22 protein-coding genes and 3 tRNA genes are annotated in these 23,125 nt (G+C 62.4%); 17 read left to right on the forward strand and 8 right to left on the reverse strand.

Translation table 11 applies throughout. The features are described from left to right. Positions 1-97: 97 nt before the first annotated feature. Positions 98-781 carry a PPC domain-containing protein gene (locus tag ACE3P0_RS13810; RefSeq protein WP_374403256.1) on the reverse strand — a complete coding sequence of 228 codons (684 nt, stop codon included), beginning with the start codon at positions 779-781 and terminating at the stop codon, positions 98-100. A gap of 417 nt (positions 782-1,198) precedes the next feature. Here ACE3P0_RS13810 and ACE3P0_RS13815 point away from each other — a divergent pair, with 417 nt between their 5' ends. From ACE3P0_RS13815 to ACE3P0_RS13865, 11 genes are all read left to right on the forward strand, one after another. Beyond that, on the forward strand, positions 1,199-1,549 hold the full coding sequence (locus ACE3P0_RS13815) for a DUF2845 domain-containing protein (protein ID WP_374403257.1): 351 nt from the start codon (positions 1,199-1,201) through the stop codon (positions 1,547-1,549). A gap of 331 nt (positions 1,550-1,880) precedes the next feature. Then, the gene (ccmA, locus tag ACE3P0_RS13820; protein WP_374403258.1) at positions 1,881-2,516 is read left to right on the forward strand and encodes a cytochrome c biogenesis heme-transporting ATPase CcmA; all 636 of its coding nucleotides are present in this window, start codon (positions 1,881-1,883) and stop codon (positions 2,514-2,516) included. Next, positions 2,513-3,178: a heme exporter protein CcmB gene (gene ccmB / locus ACE3P0_RS13825; RefSeq protein WP_206255568.1), complete on the forward strand. Its 666-nt coding sequence runs from the start codon at positions 2,513-2,515 to the stop codon at positions 3,176-3,178. The genes ccmA and ccmB overlap by 4 nt, the downstream gene beginning before the upstream one ends. Next, a complete protein-coding gene (ccmC, locus tag ACE3P0_RS13830) occupies positions 3,175-3,924 on the forward strand; it encodes a heme ABC transporter permease CcmC (protein WP_374403259.1) in 750 nt (249 codons plus the stop codon). The genes ccmB and ccmC overlap by 4 nt, the downstream gene beginning before the upstream one ends. Beyond that, positions 3,921-4,115 carry a heme exporter protein CcmD gene (ccmD, locus tag ACE3P0_RS13835; RefSeq protein WP_374403260.1) on the forward strand — a complete coding sequence of 65 codons (195 nt, stop codon included), beginning with the start codon at positions 3,921-3,923 and terminating at the stop codon, positions 4,113-4,115. The genes ccmC and ccmD overlap by 4 nt, the downstream gene beginning before the upstream one ends. Next, entirely contained in the window at positions 4,112-4,552 is a 441-nt protein-coding gene (ccmE, locus tag ACE3P0_RS13840) for a cytochrome c maturation protein CcmE (protein ID WP_374403261.1), read from the forward strand. Before ccmD ends, ccmE begins: the two co-directional genes overlap by 4 nt. Continuing rightward, complete coding sequence (locus tag ACE3P0_RS13845) at positions 4,549-6,486, forward strand: heme lyase CcmF/NrfE family subunit (RefSeq protein ID WP_374403262.1); 1,938 nt, start codon at positions 4,549-4,551, stop codon at positions 6,484-6,486. Before ccmE ends, ACE3P0_RS13845 begins: the two co-directional genes overlap by 4 nt. After that, positions 6,483-7,010 (forward strand): DsbE family thiol:disulfide interchange protein, encoded by a 528-nt coding sequence (locus tag ACE3P0_RS13850; protein ID WP_374403263.1) that lies wholly within the window; start codon positions 6,483-6,485, stop codon positions 7,008-7,010. Before ACE3P0_RS13845 ends, ACE3P0_RS13850 begins: the two co-directional genes overlap by 4 nt. Then, on the forward strand, positions 7,007-7,480 hold the full coding sequence (locus ACE3P0_RS13855; RefSeq protein WP_374403264.1) for a cytochrome c-type biogenesis protein: 474 nt from the start codon (positions 7,007-7,009) through the stop codon (positions 7,478-7,480). The genes ACE3P0_RS13850 and ACE3P0_RS13855 overlap by 4 nt, the downstream gene beginning before the upstream one ends. Then, positions 7,477-8,715: a c-type cytochrome biogenesis protein CcmI gene (gene ccmI, locus ACE3P0_RS13860; protein WP_374403265.1), complete on the forward strand. Its 1,239-nt coding sequence runs from the start codon at positions 7,477-7,479 to the stop codon at positions 8,713-8,715. The genes ACE3P0_RS13855 and ccmI overlap by 4 nt, the downstream gene beginning before the upstream one ends. A gap of 261 nt (positions 8,716-8,976) precedes the next feature. After that, positions 8,977-9,927 carry a cation diffusion facilitator family transporter gene (locus ACE3P0_RS13865; protein ID WP_374403267.1) on the forward strand — a complete coding sequence of 317 codons (951 nt, stop codon included), beginning with the start codon at positions 8,977-8,979 and terminating at the stop codon, positions 9,925-9,927. 60 nt (positions 9,928-9,987) lie between these two features. Here the strand turns inward: ACE3P0_RS13865 and ACE3P0_RS13870 are convergent. The 3 genes from ACE3P0_RS13870 to ACE3P0_RS13880 form a co-directional block, all read right to left on the reverse strand. Beyond that, positions 9,988-10,063 (reverse strand) — tRNA-His (locus ACE3P0_RS13870). 24 nt (positions 10,064-10,087) lie between these two features. Next, a tRNA-Arg gene (locus tag ACE3P0_RS13875) sits at positions 10,088-10,164 on the reverse strand. A gap of 30 nt (positions 10,165-10,194) precedes the next feature. Further along, positions 10,195-10,271 (reverse strand) — tRNA-Pro (locus ACE3P0_RS13880). Positions 10,272-10,460: 189 nt separating this feature from the next. Here ACE3P0_RS13880 and dksA point away from each other — a divergent pair. Beyond that, positions 10,461-10,883, forward strand: a complete 423-nt coding sequence (dksA, locus tag ACE3P0_RS13885; RefSeq protein WP_374403269.1) for an RNA polymerase-binding protein DksA — start codon at positions 10,461-10,463, stop codon at positions 10,881-10,883. Positions 10,884-10,990: 107 nt separating this feature from the next. Here dksA and ACE3P0_RS13890 read toward each other — a convergent pair whose 3' ends face one another. The 3 genes from ACE3P0_RS13890 to ACE3P0_RS13900 form a co-directional block, all read right to left on the reverse strand. Beyond that, a complete protein-coding gene (locus tag ACE3P0_RS13890; RefSeq protein ID WP_374403270.1) occupies positions 10,991-12,046 on the reverse strand; it encodes a porin in 1,056 nt (351 codons plus the stop codon). Between the two features lie 247 nt (positions 12,047-12,293). Further along, positions 12,294-14,042 (reverse strand): autotransporter assembly complex family protein, encoded by a 1,749-nt coding sequence (locus tag ACE3P0_RS13895; RefSeq protein ID WP_374403271.1) that lies wholly within the window; start codon positions 14,040-14,042, stop codon positions 12,294-12,296. A gap of 97 nt (positions 14,043-14,139) precedes the next feature. Continuing rightward, on the reverse strand, positions 14,140-15,141 hold the full coding sequence (locus ACE3P0_RS13900) for a class 1 fructose-bisphosphatase (RefSeq protein WP_374403272.1): 1,002 nt from the start codon (positions 15,139-15,141) through the stop codon (positions 14,140-14,142). Between the two features lie 253 nt (positions 15,142-15,394). Between ACE3P0_RS13900 and ACE3P0_RS13905 the strand changes: the two genes are divergently transcribed. Further along, on the forward strand, positions 15,395-16,657 hold the full coding sequence (locus ACE3P0_RS13905; RefSeq protein WP_374403273.1) for a D-amino acid dehydrogenase: 1,263 nt from the start codon (positions 15,395-15,397) through the stop codon (positions 16,655-16,657). An 86-nt stretch (positions 16,658-16,743) separates the two neighbouring features. Here the strand turns inward: ACE3P0_RS13905 and ffh are convergent, their stop codons facing one another. Then, complete coding sequence (gene ffh / locus ACE3P0_RS13910; RefSeq protein WP_374403274.1) at positions 16,744-18,102, reverse strand: signal recognition particle protein; 1,359 nt, start codon at positions 18,100-18,102, stop codon at positions 16,744-16,746. Between the two features lie 174 nt (positions 18,103-18,276). Here ffh and ACE3P0_RS13915 point away from each other — a divergent pair, with 174 nt between their 5' ends. The 4 genes from ACE3P0_RS13915 to ACE3P0_RS13930 all read left to right on the forward strand — a co-directional run bounded on the left by ACE3P0_RS13915 (position 18,277) and on the right by ACE3P0_RS13930 (position 23,020). Next, positions 18,277-18,969: an inner membrane protein YpjD gene (locus ACE3P0_RS13915; RefSeq protein WP_374403275.1), complete on the forward strand. Its 693-nt coding sequence runs from the start codon at positions 18,277-18,279 to the stop codon at positions 18,967-18,969. 185 nt (positions 18,970-19,154) lie between these two features. Then, entirely contained in the window at positions 19,155-20,876 is a 1,722-nt protein-coding gene (gene pilB, locus ACE3P0_RS13920) for a type IV-A pilus assembly ATPase PilB (protein ID WP_374403276.1), read from the forward strand. A gap of 15 nt (positions 20,877-20,891) precedes the next feature. Beyond that, the gene (locus tag ACE3P0_RS13925) at positions 20,892-22,124 is read left to right on the forward strand and encodes a type II secretion system F family protein (protein WP_374403277.1); all 1,233 of its coding nucleotides are present in this window, start codon (positions 20,892-20,894) and stop codon (positions 22,122-22,124) included. Between the two features lie 44 nt (positions 22,125-22,168). Next, positions 22,169-23,020 carry an A24 family peptidase gene (locus tag ACE3P0_RS13930; protein WP_374403278.1) on the forward strand — a complete coding sequence of 284 codons (852 nt, stop codon included), beginning with the start codon at positions 22,169-22,171 and terminating at the stop codon, positions 23,018-23,020. Positions 23,021-23,125: the final 105 nt, after the last annotated feature.

The raw sequence follows: 23,125 nt of genomic DNA on the forward strand, positions 1-23,125 counted from the left end.
TGGAACACGGGCGCCGGCCACCCCCGGCCAGCGCCCGCGCTGACAACCGCCGCCTGCGGTGCCGCCGGAAGGCAACACCACGGCGCGGAGCAGGCGATCAGTTGGTGATCATCACATACTCGTTGGCGATACCGCGGTTGCGCACGCGGATCGTGAAGGTGCCGGTCCAGCGCGGTGTCCAGCCGCAGACCATGTCGTCGGAGTTGTCGTCGTCCTTGCAGACCAGATTGCCGTTCTCGTCGTAGACATAGAGGTCGAGGTCCGAGTCGCCGTCGCCGCTGACCAGCACGCGGGCCGGTTCCTCACCGTTGAAGGTTACGTCGAAGGAGTCGACCTCACCGCCACCGACAACGGTGTGAATGCGGCCCGGGCCACGGTCGCGCCCGCGCGCCCCGGCCTTCGCCACATCGTCGGCCAGCGCGAGCACGTCCGGGCGACCTTCAGCCAGCGCCTTCGCGCGAGCCAGGATCGCATCCGGCGCATAGAGATCCGGCTTACCCTTGTCTGCCGCCGGCGTACCACCGCTGCGCTTGAGCGTCGCGTCGCGCAGGCCCGCTTCCTTGAGCATCTTTGCCGCAGTGATCAGCGCCAAGGGATCGCCACTGGCGTCGCCATAGCGCGTCAGCGCATGCGCCGTTGCGACGCGATCGACCGCCGCCGCCGCCGGGGTCGCCGCCGCATGCTTGGTATCAACGTTCGGCTTCTTCGTCGCCGCCGCAGTGGCGGACACAGCAAATGCAGCCGCCATCACGGCGATCAACAGCTTGCGGGTCATGGACATGGGTGGAGGCTCCTGTTCGCACGGCATAGCGCGCCTGGGTTCAGGCGCAAAGCGCCAAATTTATATTTATCGCTTAATTTAACAACAGGGCATCCGACCCTGTCATCAGATTCGCCAGCAAGGCAAGCTCATATCGGCCACAGCGGCTGGCCTCTTGAGCAGATTGAAACCCGTCTGGCGAACCTTGGTTACGACGGATCGGAGCCCGGAGCGTCAGGTCGCCAGCCGCCCCGCAGAGCGCACGCGGGCGAAGCACCGTCATTCAAGCTGTCCACGTCATCGCGGACGGGGTGATCCGCGTTGCCTGCTCAAGCGCCACCGTTGTCATCCGCCCGTCAACGCATTCCGAAGCCAGCCAAAGCCGGGCGCGGTGCTTGCCAACCACCAACGCAGTCATCCAACAAGAAAGATCAAACCGTGCCCGCTCTGCGCCTGCTTCAAATCTGCGCCACCAGCGCCTTGGTCGTCGCCAGTCTTCCGACCAGCGCGGAAGCCCTGCGCTGCGGCAACAATCTGGTGAGCCCGGGCGACACGAAGATGACAGTCATCCAGAAGTGTGGGGAGCCGGCCCGCAAGGACTATCTGTGCAAGCGACAGCGCAGCTACACGCGCCTTGCTGACGGCGTCGAAACGGAGCCGGTACTCGTCACCGTGTGCGATCAGGTCGAGGAATGGACCTACGACCCCGGTCCCGGCTCCTTCCTGACGGTGCTCCGCTTCGAGCAGAACGAGCTGAAATCGGTGCTCTACGGCGATCGCAGCAACTAAGGCCCGATCACCGGCCGGCCCAGCACGCGAGATCCGCAGAACACGCCGTTTGCGGATCGCACAAGGAAAAAACCGCCACTTTGTGGTGAAATCAGGACACGGGTCGGCCTGAGTGCCGCCCCTGTCCGCAAAATCGCCTTCGTTGGAATCAGCCACCCGAGCAGTGCCGGGGCGCAGCCCGGGCCGCGGACCAACCCGGCCATCGGCCGCCAAACCATCTGGAATCTGCTTTGTTGGCACTCAAGACTCTTCGCAACTGCAACGACGCCCGCTTAAAGCCGCCCAGAACGCTTCGCGTAATCCCCGCCCGCCATCCTGCGGAGCTGGGTAAGTGACGCAACCCGCAACCAGTTTGTCGGCGCACGACCTGGCGTGCGTGCGCGGTCACCGGACGCTGTTCGAGCACATCCATTTCACGCTCACCGCGGGCGAGTGGATGTACCTGCGCGGCAGCAACGGTGCCGGCAAAACGAGCATGCTGCGGCAGCTCGCTGGCCTGGCCCACCCTGCCGCCGGCAGTGTGCGCTGGAACGACGAGGACATCCGCGAAGCGGGCGACGCGTACCGCGAGGCCCTGCTGTTCCTCGGCCACCACTCGGCGCTGAAGGAAGACCTGACCCCGCTCGAAAACCTATGCCTCGCCGCCGCGCTGGATGGCCATGCACTGGATGAAGCGACTGCCTTGGTCGCCCTGCGCCGTTTCGGTTTGAAAGGTCGCGAGGAACTACCGGTGAAGTTCCTGTCGCAGGGCCAGCGCCGACGCGTGCTGCTGAGCCGTTTGCTGACGCGCAAAGCACGCCTGTGGATTCTCGACGAGCCGCTGGCCGCGCTCGACACCCGCGCGGTCGACCTGCTCGGCGAGGTGCTCGCCGACCACGTAAGCCGCGGCGGCATCGCGATCCTGACCAGCCACCAGGCGATTCCGCTACCTGGCGGCCGCGAGCTGATGCTGGAGGGCGTGGCATGAACGCGCTGCTGGCCGTAATCCGCCGCGACCTGCTGCTGGCGCTGCGCCGCAAGAGCGAGGCGCTGACCGCGCTGTTCTTCTTCGTCATCGTCGTAAGTCTGTTCCCGCTCGGCATCGGGCCAGACCCGAACCTGCTGCGCAAGATCGGCCCCGGCGTGCTGTGGGTCGCCGCGCTGCTGTCGACGCTGCTCGGGCTCAACCGTCTGTTCGCCGATGATTTCGCCGACGGCACGCTGGAGCAGATGGCGGTTTCGCCCACACCACTGGGCTGGCTGGTCGCAGGCAAGATCCTTGCTCACTGGCTGGTGTCGGGCCTGCCGCTGGTGCTGCTCGCGCCGATGCTGGGGCTGCAGTTCGATCTGCCGGTCGATGCGCTGGGCTTGCTGACGCTGGGCCTGCTGATCGGCACGCCGCTGCTGTCCATGATCGGCGCGATCGGCGCAGCGCTGACGCTGGGCCTGCGCGGCGGTGGCGCCTTGCTGTCGCTGATCGTGCTGCCGCTCTACGTGCCGGCGCTGATCTTCGGCGCCGGCGCCGTCGAAGCGCAGATTGCCGGCCTGCAGGCGGGCGGACATCTTTCTTTGCTGGCAGCAATGCTGGCTCTCTCGGTATTCTTCGCGCCGCTTGCCGTAACCGCGGCCATCAGGATTGCACTCGAATGAGCTTTCGCCTTATCAACTGGTTCCGATACTCCAGCCCCGCCACCTTCTACCCGCTGGCGGGCAAGCTGATCCCCTGGTTTACCGCGCTGGCGGTGCTGTTCGGCGTCGCAGGCCTTTGGGTCGGCTTTTTCGTCGCGCCGACCGATGCGCAGCAGGGCGAGGGCTACCGGATCATCTTCCTTCACGTGCCGGCCTCGTGGATGTCGATGTTCATCTACATGGTGATGGCGTTCTGGTCCGCAGTCGGGCTGTCCTTGAACACCCGCCTGTCCGGCATCATGGCGACCGCACTGGCCCCCACCGGCGCGATCTTCGCGGCGCTGTCGCTGATCACCGGCTCGCTGTGGGGCAAGCCGATGTGGGGCACCTGGTGGATCTGGGATGCGCGGCTGACTTCGGAACTGCTGCTGTTCTTCCTGTACCTCGGCTACATCGCGCTACGCGCCGCGATCGACGATCCGCGCCGCGCGGACCGTGCCTGTGCGGTGCTGGCGCTGGTCGGCGTGGTCAACATTCCGGTCATCTACTTCTCGGTGCAGTGGTGGAACACCCTGCACCAGGGCTCGTCGATTTCGCTGACCCGATCCCCGTCAATGGCGCACACCATGCTTTTGGGCATGCTGCTGGTCGCGCTGGCGGCGTGGATGTATTCGATCGCCGTCGCGCTGATCCGCGCACGCGCCATCATTCTTGAAAGGGAACGGCACACCGACTGGGTTGTCCGACTGCCGGAGCTGAACGCATGAACTGGAATTCACCTGCCGAGTTTTTCGCCATGGGCGGCTATGCACTGTACGTCTGGGGCAGCGTCATCGCCTGCGTCGTAGGCCTGGTCGGGGAACTCTGGCTGCTGCGCCAGCGTCGCAACGCCATCCTGCAAAGCCTGCGCCGCGAAAGCCGGGCCAATGCCATTGAAGCTGAAGGAAACACCGCATGAAAGCCCGCCACAAACGCCTTGCGATCATTCTGGGCGCGCTCGCCTCGCTGGGCGTCGCGACTGCACTGATCCTCAACGCGCTCAACAGCAACATCGCGCTGTTTGTCACCCCAACCGAAGTGGCGGAAGGCAAGGCCCCGCAAGGTGCGGCATTCCGTGTCGGCGGGCTGGTGAAGCCCGGCAGCCTCAAGCGTGACGGGCTGACGGCGCGCTTCGTCGTCACCGACACTGCGAAGGACATCCCGGTGGCCTACACCGGCATCCTGCCCGACCTGTTCCGCGAAGGAAAAGGCGTGGTCGCGCAGGGCAAATTGACACCAAGCGGTGAGTTCACCGCCACCGAAGTGCTCGCCAAGCACGACGAAAACTACATGCCGCCGGAAGCCAAGCACGCGGTGGAGCAAGCCCACAAAGCCGGAGTCACGCTAAAACAATGACCCCCGAACTCGGACATTTCGCGCTGATCCTGGCCTTCCTGATTGCTGCACTGCAGGGAACGTTGCCGCTGATCGGCGCCCACCGCGGCGACCGCACCTGGGTTGCGCTGGCGCGACCGCTCTCGCAAGCGCTGTTCCTGATGCTGGCGACGAGCTTCGTCTGCCTCGCGATCGCCTTCATCAATGACGACTTCTCGGTGCGCTACGTCGCCGAACACTCGAATTCGCTGCTGCCGCCGATCTACAAGTTCGCCGCGGTATGGGGCGGGCACGAAGGCTCCTTCCTGCTGTGGCTGCTGATGCTATCGGGCTGGACGCTCGCGGTATCGCTGTTCTCGCGCAGCCTGCCGGATGACATGGTGGCGCGCGTAATTGGCGTGCTCGGCCTGGTCGCTGCCGGCTTCCTGGTGTTCGTGCTGGTCACCTCAAACCCCTTCGATCGCCTGATTCCCGCCGCGCCGGATGGCCGCGACCTCAACCCGCTGCTGCAAGATCCGGGCTTGGTGGTGCACCCGCCGATGCTCTACATGGGCTACGTCGGTTTCTCAGTGGTCTTTGCCTTTGCGCTGGCCGCGCTGCTGGCCGGTCGGCTGGACGCCGCTTGGGCCCGCTGGTCGCGCCCCTGGACGCTCGCCGCCTGGGTATCGCTGACCTTGGGCATCGCGCTTGGCTCGTACTGGGCTTACTACGAACTGGGCTGGGGTGGCTGGTGGTTCTGGGATCCGGTCGAAAACGCGTCCTTCATGCCCTGGCTGGTCGGCACCGCGCTGATCCACTCGCTTGCCGTGACGGAAAAACGCGGCAGCTTCCGCAACTGGACAGTGCTACTGGCGATCGGCGCCTTCTCGCTGTCGCTGCTGGGCACCTTCCTCGTTCGCTCGGGCGTGCTGACCTCGGTCCACGCCTTCGCGACCGACCCGCGCCGCGGCATCATGATCCTGATCCTGCTGGCGCTCGTGATCGGCGCCTCGCTCACACTGTTCGCCGTTCGCGCGCCGAAGAGCGGCCTCGGCGGCCGCTTTGCGCTGTTGTCGCGCGAGACCCTGCTCCTCTGCAACAACGTGCTGCTGGTTGTCGCCGCCGCCTGTGTGCTGCTCGGCACGCTCTACCCGCTGGCGATCGACGCGCTGGGCCTGGGTAAGCTCTCGGTCGGCCCACCCTACTTCAACTCGGTCTTCGTGCCGGTGGTGCTGCCGATCTTCCTGCTCGCCGCGGTCGGCCCGCTGCTGCGCTGGAAGGAATCGCCGCTGAAGGACCTGCTGCCGCATCTGCGTAACCCGGCGCTGTTCGGTGTCGCGGGCGCGATTGCGCTGCCGATGCTGGCTGGCAAGTGGACGATCGGCGCTGCGATTGGCAGCTTCTGCGCACTGTGGCTTGCCGCATCGATGGTGCTGCAACTGGTCAGTCGCCTGCGCACCGGTCGCCCGCCTGCTGCGTACTGGGGCATGCAGATCGCGCACTTCGGTCTGGCGATCAGCATCCTTGGCGTGGCATTCGTGAAGCATTACGAAGCCGAGCGCGACGTGCGCATGGCGCCCGGGGACTCCACGACGGTCGGCGGGCACAGCTTCAAGCTGATCGGTGTCAGCGAGCGCCAAGGCCCCAACTTCGTCGCCATGGTCGGCGAGGTCGAACTGTCGCGCGACGGCAAGTTCATCCGCACGCTGCGGCCCGAGAAGCGCCAGTACAGCACCTCGGGCATGCCGATGACCGAGACCGCGATCGATACCGGTTTCTTCCGCGATCTTTATGTCTCGCTCGGCGAACCGCTCGATGGCGGTGCCTGGGCGGTGCGGGTCTACTACAAACCCTTGGTCGACTGGATCTGGGGCGGTGCATTACTGATGGCGTTGGGCGGCGTCCTCGCCGCAAGCGACCGGCGTTACCGCCTGCGCAAGCGTGAAGCGCTGGCCGCCGAAGGAGCCCGCGCATGAAACGCGTCCTGCTGATTCCGATCGCGCTTTTCGTGGTCTTGCTCGGTTTCCTAGCCGTCGGCCTGAACAAGGATCCGCACAGCATTCCCTCTCCCTTGATCGACAAGCCCGCGCCCGCGTTCCGGCTGCCGCAACTAAGTGCCGACGGCAAGACCTTCGGCCCGGAGGACATGCGCGGCAAGGTCTGGATTCTCAACGTGTGGGCGTCGTGGTGCGTGTCGTGCCGCGACGAGCATCCGGTACTGGTGGCGTTCTCCCGGACCAATACGGTGCCGCTGGTCGGCCTCGACTACAAGGACAAGCCCGACGATGCGAACCGCTGGCTCGCGAGCTTCGGCAACCCGTACCAGATCGTCGCGGTGGATGCCGATGGCCGCGTCGGCATCGACTACGGCGTGTATGGCGTGCCGGAAACCTACGTCATCGATCGCAACGGCGTGATTCGCTACAAGCAGATCGGGCCGGTCACCCAGGAAGTCCTCGATCAAACCATCCTGCCGCTGATCCGGAAGCTCTCGACATGAAACGCCTGACCCTGATGTGTGCCGCACTCTGCCTCGCAGGTAGCGTGCTGGCAGGCGAAGCACGCCCGCTCGCCGAAGACCCGTTGGTCGAACAGCGCATGATCGCGATCAGCGAAGAGCTGCGCTGCCTCGTCTGCCAGAACGAATCACTCGCCGGTTCGCACGCCGAACTCGCTGAAGATCTGCGTCGCGAAATCCGGACGATGATCCGGGCCGGCAAGTCCGATACCGAAATCATGGATTTCCTCGTCGCTCGCTACGGTGACTTCGTGCGCTACCGCCCGCCACTGAAGGGCACCACGCTGCTGCTCTGGGGCGGCCCCTTCGTGCTGCTGCTGGGCGGCATAGCAGGCCTGCTGCTGTACCTGCGGCAGCGTAACGCGCAGACCGATGCCCCCCTTGACGAAGCAGAGCGCCGCCGTGTCGCCGCGCTGCTTGCCGACGCCGAAAAACGGAGCGTCTCTCAATGACCACCTTCATCATTGCCGCAGCCCTGATCGCCCTCTTCGCCCTCGCGCTGATCGCGCGCCCGTTTATATTGAGGCGCAAGCAGCGCGAAGAAGTCAGCATGGCGCGTCTGAACGCGCAAATCCTGCGCGACGAGATTGCAGCCCTTGAAGCCGAACGTAGTCGCGGCGCGCTGACCACTGCCGCGTTCGACGCCGCACGCGAAGACATCCACCGCCGCCTGCTCGAAGAAGGTGACGCCGCAGCCCCGGTGCAGCGCGCCAGCCGCCCCTGGCTTACGCTAGGTCCGGTCGCGCTGATGCTGCCACTGCTTGCCACGGTGCTGTATCTGCAACTGGGCACGCCGGCCGCTGTAACCGGCAATCCGCATGCGGCTGCAGCGCCAAACGGCATGCCGGACATCAACAAGATGGTCGAGAGTCTCGCCGCCAAGCTCGAGGCCAACCCGGACAACCCAACCGGCTGGGCAATGTTGGGGCGTTCGTACAAGGTCATGAACCGTTTCGCAGATGCCGCAGCCGCCTTTGAGCGCATCGGCCCCGCGCTGGAGCAGAACGCCGACTGGCTCGCCGAATACGCCGACGTGCTCGCGATGAATGCCGGCGGCAAGCTGGAAGGCAAGCCGGAAGCGCTGGTCAAGCAAGCGCTGCAAGTCGATCCGAACAATCTGCTCGCGTTGATGCTCGCCGGCTCCGGCGCCGCGGGTCGCCACGACTACGCAGCGGCCGTAGGCTACTTCGAGCGCGCGCTGCCGCAGGTCGCGCCGGAATCGGAAGATGCGCGCTTCCTCAAGGATGCAATCGCGCAGGTCAAGGGGCAGATGGGCGGCGCGGCGCCGAGCGCACAGGCCACGCCTGAACCCACCGCCAAGGCGGCTGATCCAGCGCCGGCCGGCAGCCAACGCTCGCTCGCACTCGCGATCGGCATCGCGCCGGCCATGAAGGCGGAAGTCAGCGGCAAAACGCTGTTCGTGATCGCCCGCGCCCCTGGCGAACGCATGCCACTGGCCGTGGTCCGCCGCAGCGCCGACACGCTGCCGGCGACCATCATGCTGGACGACAGCGCCTCGCTCAATGCGCAGCGCCCGCTCTCCAGCGTCGCCAAGCTTGAAATCGAAGCCCGCATTTCGGCGTCCGGCGTCGCACAAGCCGCCTCAGGCGATCTCTACGGCACCGCAAACGTCGCGGACGCCAGCGTGTCCGCGCTGGCACTTCAAATCGACCAACGCCGGCCCTGATCGTGCGGCGAGGGGGGAAACTCCCTCGCCTCGCCCTCTCTTGCAGGCAACGTAAAACCGACTGCATCTACGCCCCCCGCCACCGCTTCAAAGTGAGCGTGGCGGCGGTCCAGCCAGCGCGCGATACGCCACGCATCGGCTACCGATAAGCCACCTGCGCCGCGGCAATCACCGCGGATCTGCAGGGTAGTCGATACGCATCAAGCGCATCAACGACGCCCAGCGCCACACTAGCGCCCCTCTCCGCCAAGCGACACTGCCATGAACGATCTCCACGACCTCAGCGAACTCGACAGCGAAGACGCCCTGCCCGAACGCGAGGCCGCGACCAAACGCAGTACCTGGGTCAGTGTCGCGGTAAACATCGGCCTGACCATCTCTCAGGTTGTGGCGGGCGTGATCTCGGGCTCGCAAGGCCTGATCGCCGACGGCATCCACTCGCTGTCCGACCTGGTCGCAGATTTCGTCGTGCTGCTGGCCGTGCATCACAGCCAGAAAGCCCCTGACGACGATCACCACTACGGACACCAGCGCTATGAAAACGCCGCCTCGCTGGTGTTGGGCTTGTTGCTGCTGGCTGTCGGCTTGGGGATGATCGGCTCGGCGGTGCATAAGCTCGAAGCCCCCGAGAGCATTCCGAAGGTGCATTTCATTGCGCTGTGGGTTGCGCTCGGCGCGCTCGTGGTAAAGGAAGTGCTCTTCCGCTACATGCTGCATGTCGCGGAAAAAGTGCGCTCTAGCATGCTCGTCGCAAACGCGTGGCACGCGCGCTCCGACGCAGCGTCGTCGCTCGTCGTCGCGATCGGCATTGGCGGCAACCTGCTCGGCTTCGGCCTGCTCGACCCGATCGCAGCGCTGATTGTGGGCTTCATGGTTGCCCGCATGGGCTGGGGATTCGCATGGGACGCCCTGCACGATCTCACCGACCGCGCAGCGACCGAAGAGCAGGTCGCAGCCATCGCCGCCGACATCCTCGCCACCCCGGGCGTACTCGGCATGCACGAACTCAAGACGCGCAAGACCGGCGACATGATCCTCGCCGACGTGCACCTGGAAATCGACGGCAGCCTGACCGTCACCCAAGGCCACGACATCGCCCGCCAAGCAAAACTCCGCGTCATGGCAAATCATCCGGTGCTCTACCTGATGACGCACGTCGACCCCGTCAATACACCTGCCGGCACACACAACGCAGCGCAACTGAGCGGATAGAAGAACCCAAGCGCTGAAAGCGAAAAACCCGCCAGACGGCGGGTTTTTCTTGGGAAAGCTTGGGGCGACATACCGGGATCGAACCGGTGACACCTGGAATCACAATCCAGTGCTCTACCGACTGAGCTAATGCCGCCACTGGGTACTACTTTGCGTTGCTTGGTCCGCCCGACAGGACTCGAACCTGTAACCCCCGGCTTAGAAGGCCGGTGCTCTATCCAGTTGAGCTACGGGCGGGTTCTGTCCGAACGATTTCCCAAACTTCGCTGGTCGGGGTGGAGAGATTCGAACTCCCGACATCTTGCTCCCAAAGCAAGCGCGCTACCGGACTGCGCTACACCCCGAGAGGGCAAGAATATACATAACTAATGCCGGTTCGTCAAACATCATCTGTATATCCCCTTCAATTTGACTGGCGGCAACGTTTCCCCGAGCGCCTTGAACAAACGAACTTCCCCTCTGGCATTTCCTTGCGAGCCAAAGTTGATTCTGCTATTAACGCTGCTTTCTCACTTGGACCGAGGAAAGCCATCATGGCTGAGGAGATCTACCGCCACTTCACGCCCTACGAGCCGAGGAAGGGCGAGCAGTACATGAGCGCTAAACAGCTCGCCCATTTCCGATCGATCCTTGAGGCTTGGAAGCAGGATCTGCAGTCGGATATCGAGCGTACCGTCCATACCATGCAGGACGAGGCAACCTCTTTCGCTGACCCGAACGACCGTGCCAGCCAAGAATCAGACATCGCGCTCGAATTGCGCAACCGAGACCGCGAACGCAAGCTCGTCAAAAAGATCGACCAGACACTCGCACGTATCGACGCCGAAGATTATGGCTATTGCGACAGTTGCGGTGTTGAAATCGGGCTCAAACGCCTTGAAGCGCGCCCAACCGCAACCCAATGCATTGATTGCAAAACACTCGACGAAATCCGCGAGCGACAGGTTGCTCGCTGAGTCTTCGTAACAGAGGATCACCCCCCGGCGCACGCGCTTACGGTGGTGGCTCAAAAACAAGAAGGGCGCCCGAGGGCGCCCTTCTTGTTTGCTACGAAACGTACGAATCAGAACGTGTGACGAACACCGAACTGAGCACCCTTGCGATAGCCAAAGCCGCTGTTGGTGGCGTCCGCCACTTCATAGCCGCCCTTGACTTCATCGCTGGTGTTGATCTGACCGTAGACACCGTACAGCGTGGTGCGCGGCGACAGGTTGTACGTGCCGCCAAGACCGCCCTGTTGAGCTTTCTCGTTCAGATCGTTCTTGTCCTTCGAGTAGGTGTAGGACGCAAGCAGCGCGAAGTTGCCCATCGGCACGGTAGCGCCAACGAAGAAACGGTTGTACTTGGTCTTGTTGCCGTTGGCATCCAGCTTGGTGCCATCCTTCGGCTGCGAGTAGGCCGCAGTGACCTTGGCAGCACCGAAGTCCACCGCGCCACCGATATCAAACGACTGGATCGAGGCCGACGCGCCCTTAACCTTGGCGTCGCTGTAGTTGGCCATGATGAAGACATTCTTGCCCAGCTTCAGCTTCGGGGCGATCGAGTAGTAGCGACGGTTGCCCGCGTTCTCAATCGTTTCGTCGCCCGACAGCGACTTCGTGTACATCGCTTCGACACCGAACACGTCACCGAAGAACGGCGTCGTGAGGTAAGCAGCGTTGTCGGCACGAGCAACGATGTGCGTGAACACGTTGTTCGTCTCAGCGACGCCACCCAGACCGAACGGGTCGATGTAGCCAGCGTACATATTAAATTGCGGGGTGTACTGGCGACCGAAGCGCACTTCAGCTGCACCGAAATCCAAGCCAACCCAGCTCTGACGGCCCCAGGCCAGACCACCCTGGTTGCTGCCGCCGGTATCGGCCTTCACACCTGCTTCAATCTGGAACTTGCCCTTGAGGCCGGGGGTGATTTCTTCAACACCACGAACACCGAGGCGCGAGCCGTTCAGCTGGCCGCTGTCGAAACCTTGACGGTTGCCCTTGGTGGAATCGTAGTTGTCACCGCGCCACGAATAGCCTGCGTCCACCAAGCCGTACAGCGTCACGCTGGTATCGACGGCGAATGCCGGGGCGGCAGCCAGGCCGGCGATGGCCACAGCGATCAGTTTCTTTTGCATGCGATTCTCCTCTTAGTCTGAAGATGCGACGCCGGCGGAAACCCCCGAAGCCGTCGTCCTTCCTGCCTCTCAATGAGAGAGATGGGAGGATGTTGCGGGTGCAGCATTTTGGCGGCAAGGCAAAAGCCCGCTTTGGCAGCCCGGTACGCCAGAAATTGTTGCTCGAACACAACAAACGTCAGTATCTCGCGACGATCCGGTGTGGCGCCCGCGTGCTCGTCAGCGGAATCCGCGGGGTGAGTCGCACTCAAAACGCAACCGCAAGCGTGAAATGCAGGCGGAACTTCTTGTCTTCCTGGCCGTAGGCGACATCCAAGCCAAGCGGGCCGGCCGGGCTACGCCAGCGCCCACCGATGCCGTAGCCGAGTTTTAGGCGCATGTCCTGCCAGGTGTCTTTCGCATCGCCCGCATCCACAAAGCTCGCTACGCCCCACGGCCCGCTGACCCAGTAGACATACTCCGAGCTGAGCACCATCAAGGTCCGGCCACCGACGACGGCAGCGCCCTCTGCCACCCCCAGACTCTGATAGTCGTACCCGCGTACCGATTGCGACCCCCCTGTGCGGAACAGGAAGTCTTGCGGAATACCTTGGCGCGCAGGCGCGACGGTGTAGCCCCCTTCGCCACGCAGGATCAGCGTCCCGGATTCCGCCACGGGCCGGAAATACTGCGCGCGGCCGTATAGCCGCAGGAAGTTCTGGTCGGACAATACAGCGCGCGCGCCACCGCCGATCTGGAAACCGGCGCTGAAGCCACGGCGCGGATCGGCCGGGTTGTCGACCGAACGAACGTCTGCGCCATAGTTGAGCGTCAGCGCTGTACTGACCTGTTCCTCGGCCCCCTCCGGGCGGGTAATCTCACGCTGATAGTTCACGCTGACGCGGACGGTAGTGCGCTGGAGGGAGCGCATCCGCTGCACACCGACAGAGAAACGCTGAGTGACGAGATTCTGGATGTCTTCGTTCAGCCATGTGATGCCCGCGGCATCACGAAAACCGGAATGCGTCTGCGGCAAGAAGACGTCGGCAAATGCGGACTGGCGCTTTTCCTCAACCCGAAGCGAGCTGTTGAGCTCGAGCGCGCGCCCGAAGAGGTTGGCGTCGCGATAGTTGAGTTCGGAGCGCGCACCGGTGTTGCTGCTGAAACCGACACCAACGCCGAAGCGTCGTGGCTCCGCCTCGGTGATCGCGATTCGCACCGGCGTAGCGTCGGCGAGTGCCGGGTCGCGATCAATCTCGACGATCGCGCCAGAAAAGTAGGGCGTGCTCTGCAAGGCGTTCTGCAATGCGACCAGGCGCTCGTAGTCGAACGGCTCGCCTTCGCGCAACACGTTGTAGCGCTCGACAAGATCTCGGTCGTACAAGGACAAGCCCTGCAAATCGATCGCGCCGAGGCGGAAAGCCGGCCCCGAATCGACTACAACGAGAAGCCGCGCGGCCGCCCGCTCCGGATCCACATCGACCGCGGACTCGGCGATCTTCGCTGCGGCAAAGTCACGGCTCGATACATCATTGAGCAACTTGCCCTTGGCTGCCGCCCAGCCGGCCTGCGTGAAAGGTTGATCCTTCGGCAAGGCCCAGGCGTCAATCAGTACCGCCCGGCGCGCACGGAGCTCCTCCGTGTCGGCTCCCAGCTCGCCCTTGAAACGAATCTCCACTTCGCGCACCGAGGTTCGTCGTCCGGTGGATACATGAACCACCGCCCGGCCGCCAGACATCTGCTCCACTTCAATGTGTGGCGAGAAATACCCCTCGGTTTCAAGCAAACCGGGAATCTCTTTACGTGCGCGTCGAATCCGCGCGAGGGTGTCGGCCTCGTCGGATATCTGTTCTGCCGCCTCATCCTCAGCGGTATCGGCGCGTTTGGCATCAAAGGCCGAGACATGCTTCAGGATCAGCGACCGCACACTGTCGGGCGCAACAAGCTTCAGTGCAGCCGCGTCGGCGGAGGTGACGCAAAGCCCAGTTACGATGGCAATGGCAAAACAGCGCAGCAACAAGCAGGCTGATAGAGCAATTTGCGGCAGAAAGTGGATGGATGCAGGCACGGCGGGATTCTATCCGCGCCGCACCAGAAGGACACAGCCCTCGGATTCACGCCTCCGCGTAATAGCGAACGACGCGCTCCACTTCGTGACGAGACCCAAGCACCACCGGCACCCGCTGATGCAGGTGGTCCGGCTGCACATCAAGAATTCGTTGATGACCGGTTGATGCGGCCCCGCCTGCCTGCTCCACGATCATGGACATCGGGTTGGCCTCGTACATCAGGCGCAAACGCCCCGGCTTGCTGGGGTCGCGCTTGTCGCGCGGATACATGAAGATGCCGCCTCGGGTAAGCAGGCGATGGACGTCCGCAACCATCGACGCGACCCAGCGCATGTTGAAATCCTTGCCACGCGGCCCTTCCTTGCCCGCCACGAGCTCATCGATGTAGCGCTGGATTGCCGGATCCCAGAACCGCGCATTTGAGGCGTTGATTGCATACTCGCGCGTCTCTTCGGGAATGCGCATGTCGGGGTTGGTCAGCACCCAGGCACCAAACTCGCGGTCCAGCGTAAAGCCGACCACGCCTGCACCAACCGTCAACACCAGCAAGGTCTGCGGACCGTACAACGCATAACCCGCCGCAACTTGCTGGGTGCCCGGCTGCAAGAACGCGTTTTCGTCCGCCTCTGCACCCTCCGGGCAACGCAAGACGGAGAAAATGGTGCCCACCGAGATATTCACGTCGATGTTGGACGAACCATCAAGCGGATCGAAGAGCAGCAGGTATTCACCCTTCGGATAGCGATTGGGAATCGGATACGGCAGCGGCATCTCTTCGGATGCCATTGCGGCCAGATGCCCACCCCATTCGTTGGATAGCAGCAGAATCTCGTTCGCGACGACGTCGAGCTGCTTCTGCGCCTCGCCTTGAATGTTGTCGGTACCCGCTTCACCGAGCACGCCGGCGATAGCCCCCTTTCCAACATTGACGCTGATCGCCTTGACGGCGCGGGCAACAACCTCGATTTGCAGCCGCAGATTCACCGGAATCTGTTGATGCTCGCGCTGCTGTTCGATCAAGTACTGCGTGAGCGTGACACGACGCATGAATCCCCCCTAGGTTCGTGCGCACAGCACGCCGGCATCGGCCACAACCAGACCCCCCGATCCAGTTGCACCTTTTCGACACAAGCATGTCGATACGCCATAGCGTTTGTGCACTGCAATTATCGGCGCCGAATCCGGCCGCTGACATTAGAGGCAACACCTATGCCGGGCGGCACGACGGCACACCTGGCGCGTGGCGGGTACAATTACGGTCGGGACAGGGATGGGCAACCGGCGTAGAACGATCGGTCACATGAAAATAGTCATCATCGGCGCCGGCCTTGAAGGCGTCGTCAGCGCGTGGTACCTCGCCCGTGACGGCCACGACGTCACCGTCGTTGAAAGGCGCGAAGGCGCAGCCCTCGAAACGAGTTTCGCAAACGGTGGGCAGGTTTCAGTCAGCCACCCGGAGCCTTGGGCAAACCCCCGCGCACCGGGGCAAATCTTGCGCTGGCTGGGTCGCGAAGACGCCCCGCTGCTGTTCCGCATGCCCGCCGAGTGGGCGCGCTGGCGCTGGGGTTTGTCCTTCCTGCGCGAATGCACGCCCGGCCGTACCCGGCGCAATACCGAAGCGATTGCACATCTCGCCGCGCACAGCCTCGAATGTCTGAAGGTGATGCGCAGCGCCGTCGAACTGGACTACGACGCAGAACGCCGCGGCGTGCTGCACTTGTTCTTCGATGCGGGCGAGTTTCGTCGCGCGCCAGCACGGGCAAAGGAGCTGACCCGTTGCGGTCTGCATGCTCGGGTCGTCAGCGTGCAGGAGTGCATTGATCTGGAGCCCGCACTGGCGAGCTGCCGCCAGCGACTGCTTGGCGGTTTGCACGGGCAGGACGATGAGTCCGGCGACGCGCATTTGTTCGCAGAACGACTGTCCCATCGGCTTGCCGCCTCGGGGGTCCGCTTCCTCTACTCCACCGCTGCAACGGCGATCGGGACGGTGAACGAGGCCTTTGCGACCGTCGAGGTCGTCGATAGTGAAGGCCGTACCGGCGCGCTGTCTGCCGATGCAGCCGTTGTGTGCGCAGGCCCATGGAGTGGCGAGTTGCTCGCGCCGCTGGGTGAGCGTCTGCCGATCTATCCGGTCAAGGGCTACTCGGTCACGCTACCGATTCTGGATCCCGAGGCCGCACCGCATGTCAGTCTGACGGACGAAACCCGCCGCATCGTCTGCTCGCGCCTTGGCAACCGCCTGCGCGTTGCAGGAACGGCCGAACTGAACGGTTTTGACAACGCCCCCAACCCGGCGCGCACGGCAGCCTTGCTGCGCTGGGCCGATGAACACTTCCCCGGCGCAACGGATCTTGAGGCTGGCGAAATCTGGAATGGCTTGCGCCCCGCAACACCGAACAATCTGCCGCTGATCGGCGCAACACGCACCAAGGGCCTGTGGCTCAACACCGGGCACGGCACCTTGGGGTGGACACTGGCCTGCGGTTCGGGCGCGGCGCTCGCGGACCTGATCGCGGGACGCAAACCACCGATCGACGGTTTCCCGTTTCGTCGGTCCGCGTGACGCGGCGGCGGCCATCACGCCGTAAACGCAAAGGGCCGCCCGTCGCAGCCAAGGCTGCCGACGGGCGGCCCGATCTTTGGGCTGGACTAACGCATCATGCCGGGCAGCATGCCCTTCATCGAGCGCATGAGCTTGCCCATGCCGCCCTTCGATAGCTGCTTCATCACCTTCTGCGTCTGCTCGAATTGGTTCAGCAGGCGATTGACCTCCTGCACCTGAACACCTGCACCCGTTGCGATGCGGCGCTTACGGCTGGCCTTGATCAGCTCCGGCTTGGCGCGCTCGGCGGGCGTCATTGAGTTGATGATGCCTTCGATACGCCGAATCGCCTTTTCTTCAACCCCGCCCTGCAGCTGCGAAGCCGCCTGCGCAAACTGCGCCGGCATCTTGTCCATCAACGAAGATAGGCCACCCATCTTGCGCATCTGGGAGATCTGGTTCTTGAAATCGTTGAGATCGAAGCCCTTGCCGGTCTTGAGCTTCTGCGCGAAGGCCCGGGCCTGCTCTTCGTCGACGTTCTGACGCGCTTCTTCGACCAACGACAGGATGTCGCCCATGCCTAGGATGCGGCTGGCCATCCGGTCCGGGTAAAACTCGTCCAGCCCGGTAAGTTTTTCGCCGACGCCGGTGAACTTGATCGGCTTCCCCGTCACATGACGCACCGACAAAGCGGCGCCGCCGCGTGCATCGCCGTCGAGCTTGGTCAACACGACACCTGTCAACGGCAGCGCATCGTTGAAAGCCCGCGCGGTATTGACCGCGTCCTGGCCAAGCATCGCATCAACCACGAACAGCGTTTCAATGGGTTTAACCGCGGCGTACAGAGCCTTGATTTCCTCCATCATCGCTTCGTCGATCGCGAGGCGGCCGGCGGTATCGACGAGCAACACGTCGAAGTAATGCCTGCGCGCATGGTCGATTGCCGCGTTGGCAATGTCGATCGGTTTTTGCGCCACCGATGACGGGAAGAACTCGGCACCCGCCTGTTGCGATACTGCCTGCAGCTGATCGATTGCCGCGGGTCGATAGACGTCACACGAGACGGTCAACACCTTCTTCTTCTGCTTCTCGCGCAGCATTTTCGCGAGCTTGCCGACTGTCGTCGTCTTGCCGGCACCCTGCAGGCCTGCCATCAGCACAATTGCCGGCGGCTGCGTCGCAAGGTTCAGCGTGGCCTGTGCGCCGCCCATCAATTCGGTCAGCTCCCGATGCACGACACCGACGAGCGCCTGGCCCGGCGTAAGCGAACCGATCACGTCCTGACCGACAGCCTTCTCGCGCACTTTGGCGATGAAGTCCTTCACTACCGGCAGCGCCACGTCGGCCTCAAGCAATGCAAGGCGAACCTCGCGCAACATCTCGGAAATGTTGTCTTCGGTCAAGCGGGCTTGCCCGCGCATGGTCTTGACGACCTTGGCGAGACGTTGAGTCAAATTATCGAGCATGATCCGGGAGCAATCTCGGCCATGCTGAGCGCACGGCCGTTCAGGTAAACTGCAAAGATGCCTGCGATTCTACTTCATCTGCCCGCCGCCTCGATCTACATCGGCCTGGCCATTGCCTACCGCAGGCTGCAGGGTGAAACGACCTCTCGCCAGCAATTCTGGGCGCGCGCAGCATTGCTCGGCGCACTGTTGCTGCACGCCGCCTCGCTCGGGCTTGACATCGTGGACGGCAGCGCGCCGCGATTCGGCTTCTCGGCCGCCTTGTCGATGACACTCTGGCTGGCGCTGGTGTTTTACTGGATCGAGAGTTTTTTCGCCCGAGTGGAAGGGCTGCAGGCCTTGGCCATGCCGGTGGCTGCCATCGCAGTGCTGCTGCCCACGGTATTCCCAAGTGAACATGCGCTACCCAATGCAAGCACGCTCGCCTTCCGCATGCATTTCGTGGTCGCGATGCTCGCATACAGCCTATTTACGCTCGCGGCGCTCCACGCGCTTTTGATGGCTGCCGCCGAGAAGCAACTCCACAGCGCGCGTTTGACCCGCGCTCTGGCGTCACTACCACCTTTGATGACGCTGGAAAGCCTGCTCTTCAAGTTGGTCGGCGTCGGATTCGTACTGCTGACGCTCACGGTCGGCTCAGGCGTCTTCTTTTCGGAAGCGCTGTTCGGCAAGGCAATCTCTCTGTCCCACAAGACCGTGTTCGCGATCGCCGCATGGCTACTCTTCGGCGTATTGCTCGCGGGACGAGTACTTTGGGGATGGCGTGGCCGCCGCGCCCTGCGCCTCACACTCGCAGGCTTCACCTGCCTCTTGCTTGCCTACGTGGGCACCCGCTTCGTCCTTGAGGTCGTTCTCGGTCGGCCGTAAGTACTCGCTCTGCACCGTCGTCACGCCATTTCGGGCGACGTTGGCGGCTCCGCACCATGAACGCTCGTCGCACAGCCCAATCACATGAAATCGCTGCGCAGCCCGGCGGGACGCGGCTTTACAAGGTGTAAGCGCTAGCGCATGATCGCGCACCGATCGCTATCCCTTGTCGAGACAGCTGTTTCATGGTTGCAAATCCCCAGCAAATCGCACTGAGCGGTCTCGCCCGAGCCCTGGTGCAGCACGGTCGCCTGACGGAAGCTCAGGCTGCCGAAATCGCGGAACACGCCCGCACGTCAAAGCTGCCTTACGCTGCGGAGCTGGCGCAGCGCGGCGTGATCAGTGCTCGCGATCTAGCTCGATTCTGTGCAGAGACCTTTGGTTTCCCGATGCTGGACATCGGCGCGTTCGAAGAAAACCAGATCCCGCGCGAAGCGATCGATCGCAAGTTGATTGGCCAACATTCGGTCGTTCCACTCGCGAAGCGCAACAACAAACTCACGGTCGCTATTGCGGACCCCACGAACCTCCGAGCACTCGACGAAATCCGTTTCCAGACAGGGCTCGCGGTCGACGCAATCATCGTCGAGATTGACAAGCTTCTGAAGCTCTCGCAGAAACTGGGCGAAAGCACGAACGACGCGCTGTCGAACCTAACCAGCAACATAGATGAAGAACTTGGCGAGATGGCCGACGCCGAGGGCGGAGGCGAGACGGACACAGGGCAAAGCGCTGACGTTGATGACGCCCCTGTGGTCAAGTTCATTCAGAAGATTTTGGTCGACGCAATCAACGAAGGCGCCTCGGATATTCACTTCGAGCCCTACGAGAAGTACTACCGCATCCGGTTCCGAACGGATGGCATTCTGCGGGAGGTTTCGCAGCCACCCCTCGCGTTGCGCGAGAAGATCGCCGCGCGCATCAAAGTGATCTCGCGTCTGGACATTTCAGAGAAGCGCGTCCCGCAAGACGGGCGCATGAAGCTGAAACTGTCGGCGACGAAAGCCATCGACTTTCGTGTCAGCACCCTACCCTGTCTGCATGGCGAGAAGATCGTCATGCGTATTCTCGATCCAAGTTCCGCGATGCTCGGCATTGATGCGCTGGGCTATGAACCGGATCAGCGCAAAGCCTTGATGGACGCCGTTGAACGCCCCTACGGCATGGTTCTTGTTACCGGACCAACGGGCTCCGGCAAGACGGTGTCGCTCTACACATGCCTGAACATCCTCAACAAGCCAGGGGTAAACATCTCAACGGCAGAAGACCCTGCAGAAATCAATCTGCCCGGCATCAACCAGGTCAACGTCAACGACAAGGCGGGTCTTACTTTTTCCGCCGCGTTGAAGTCCTTCCTGCGTCAGGATCCGGACGTGATCATGGTCGGCGAAATCCGCGACATCGATACGGCCGAGATTTCGATCAAGGCAGCACAGACGGGCCACCTCGTGCTGTCCACGCTGCATACTAACGATGCGCCGACGACCCTGGAGCGCCTCAAGAACATGGGTGTCGCGCCGTTCAATATCGCATCCAGCGTGATTATGATCACCGCCCAGCGGCTCGCCCGACGGCTGTGTTCTTGCAAGAAGCCAATTGAAGTCCCGATCGAAGCGCTGCTGCAGGCCGGCTTCACCGACGAAGACCTGAGCGAACCGTTCGAACTCTTTGGTCCGGTTGGATGCGACCGCTGCAAGGGTTCTGGCTACAAGGGCCGCGTCGGCATCTACCAAGTCATGCCCGTTGGCGACGAGATCGCGCATATAATTATGACAAACGGCAACTCTATCGATATCGCCGCCGAGGCTCAGCGCCAGGGTATCAGGGACCTGCGGCAGTCAGGTCTGCTCAAGGCAAAGCAAGGCGTGACATCGCTTGCCGAAGTACTGGCAAGTACCAACGACTAAGAACAGGGCAAGCAGATGGCGACAGCAGCTAAGACACTCCGCAAGCCAAAGGGCTCTGAAGAGGGCGTGTTTATCTGGGAAGGCAAGGACAAGAACGGGCGCATCGTTCGCGGCGAAACGCGCGCCGGTAGCGCCTCGATTGTTCAAGCAAACCTGCGTCGCCAAGGCATCAGCAATGCCAAGGTAAAAAAACGCTCTTTCTCCAAGGGCGGCAAGGTGACCGACAAGGACGTCGCGCTGTTTACCCGGCAGCTTGCCACGATGCTCCGATCCGGCGTGCCGTTGCTGCAGACGTTTGATATCGCAATCAAGGGCGCATCGAATCCAGCATTGGCCCGCCTGCTGAATGAGATCCGCGCCGACATCGAAACCGGCGCAGGCCTTGCAAACGCATTCCGTAAACGCCCGGTCTACTTTGATTCGCTCTACGCGAACCTGGTCGCTGCGGGTGAGCAATCTGGCGCACTAGATGCACTTCTGGATCGACTGGCGACGTACAAAGAGAAGATTCTCGCGATCAAGAGCAAGATCAAAGGCGCGTTGTTTTATCCGATTTCCGTTGTAGCAGTCGCCTTTGGTGTTGTGGCGGTAATGATGCTGTTCGTCATTCCACAGTTCAAAGCGGTATTCACGAGCTTCGGAGCAGAGCTGCCAGCACCAACGCTTCTGATCATGGGCATGTCGGATTTCTTCATTGCCTATTGGTATATCGTTTTCGGCTCAATTGCAGGAACGATTATTGGACTCTCATTCGCCTACAAGCGCTCCCCGCAAATGCAGTTCTCAATGGACCGCTTAATACTCCAAGTCCCTGTAATCGGGGACATTATTCGAAAAGCGACCGTCGCACGATGGACCCGAACACTATCTACGATGTTCGCCGCGGGTGTTCCATTGGTCGAGGCCCTGGATTCGGTGGGAGGGGCTGCCGGTAACCGCGTTTATGAACTCGCCACAAGGCAAATCCAGAACGAGGTATCCACGGGTACCAGCCTTACCGTTTCGATGCAGAACACCAACGTTTTTCCAACAATGGTGATTCAGATGGTATCGATCGGGGAAGAGTCCGGCCAGCTTGATTCAATGCTCGGAAAAGTCGCTGATTTCTTTGAGCGGGAGGTTGATGACGCTGTTGACGCTTTGTCGCAACTGCTGGAACCGTTGATTATCGTGTTTCTGGGTACCGTCGTCGGCGGCATCGTCGTTGCGATGTACCTGCCAATATTCAAGCTTGGTTCAGTCGTCTAGCGAGCGGTAGCTCCGGAACCCTTGGTGGCTCCGGCGCCATAAACATGGAAGAACTTCAATCACAGCACGCACTGCTCTTAGCGTGCGCCGCCATTCTTGGGCTTTGCGTCGGTAGCTTCTTAAACGTCGTCATTCACCGGCTTCCAAAAATGATGGAGTCGGAGTGGCACGCACAAGCAGCTGAACTGCGGGGGGAGCCACCGCCCGCGCATGAGCCTTATTCAATCGCAAAACCTCGCTCGCGCTGCCCTCATTGCGGCACGCCGATCGCAAATTGGCAGAACGTCCCCCTGCTGAGCTACCTAGTTTTGCGGGGGCGCTGCGCGCATTGCCGGGCGCCAATCGGGATAAGGTATCCAATCGTAGAGATCCTCGGTGGGCTCTCGGCGGCGCTTGCTGCGTGGCAATTCAGCTATAGTCTTGCCGCGTTGGGGGCGATGGCATTCGGTTGGGCGATGATTGCGCTGACCTTCATCGATCTCGATACGCAGCTCTTGCCCGACTCGATCACGCTCCCTTTGCTGTGGTTGGGCCTTTTGCTGAACCTTGGCGGAAACTATGTTCCGCTGGAAGCGGCGGTAATTGGCGCGGCGGCAGGCTATCTCGCCCTTTGGTCGGTGTATTGGCTGTTCAAGCTCGTCACCGGCAAAGAGGGGATGGGCTACGGTGATTTCAAACTGCTAGCTGCAATCGGCGCTTTTGTTGGGTGGCAACAACTGCCGTTGGTCATTTTGGCGTCTTCAGCGATTGGCGCCATTGTTGGCATCGCGTTGATCGTGTTCGCTCGGCACGGCCGTAGCCAGCCGATTCCGTTCGGCCCCTACCTTGCCAGCGCGGGTATCGTCGCGCTGTACTGGGGACCAAACCTGACCCGAAGTTACCTCGCTCAAATTTGAGCGAGGTTCATCCGGCGGGGTCTGCATGGTGCAGATCCCGTTCGTTTGAGCTCTTGTCAAACCAGGCCTGCGCCCAGACATTCCCTACAGCACAGTCGCAAGCAA

This window comes from Niveibacterium sp. (assembly GCF_041909475.1).
Taxonomy (GTDB): Bacteria; Pseudomonadota; Gammaproteobacteria; order Burkholderiales; family Rhodocyclaceae; genus Niveibacterium.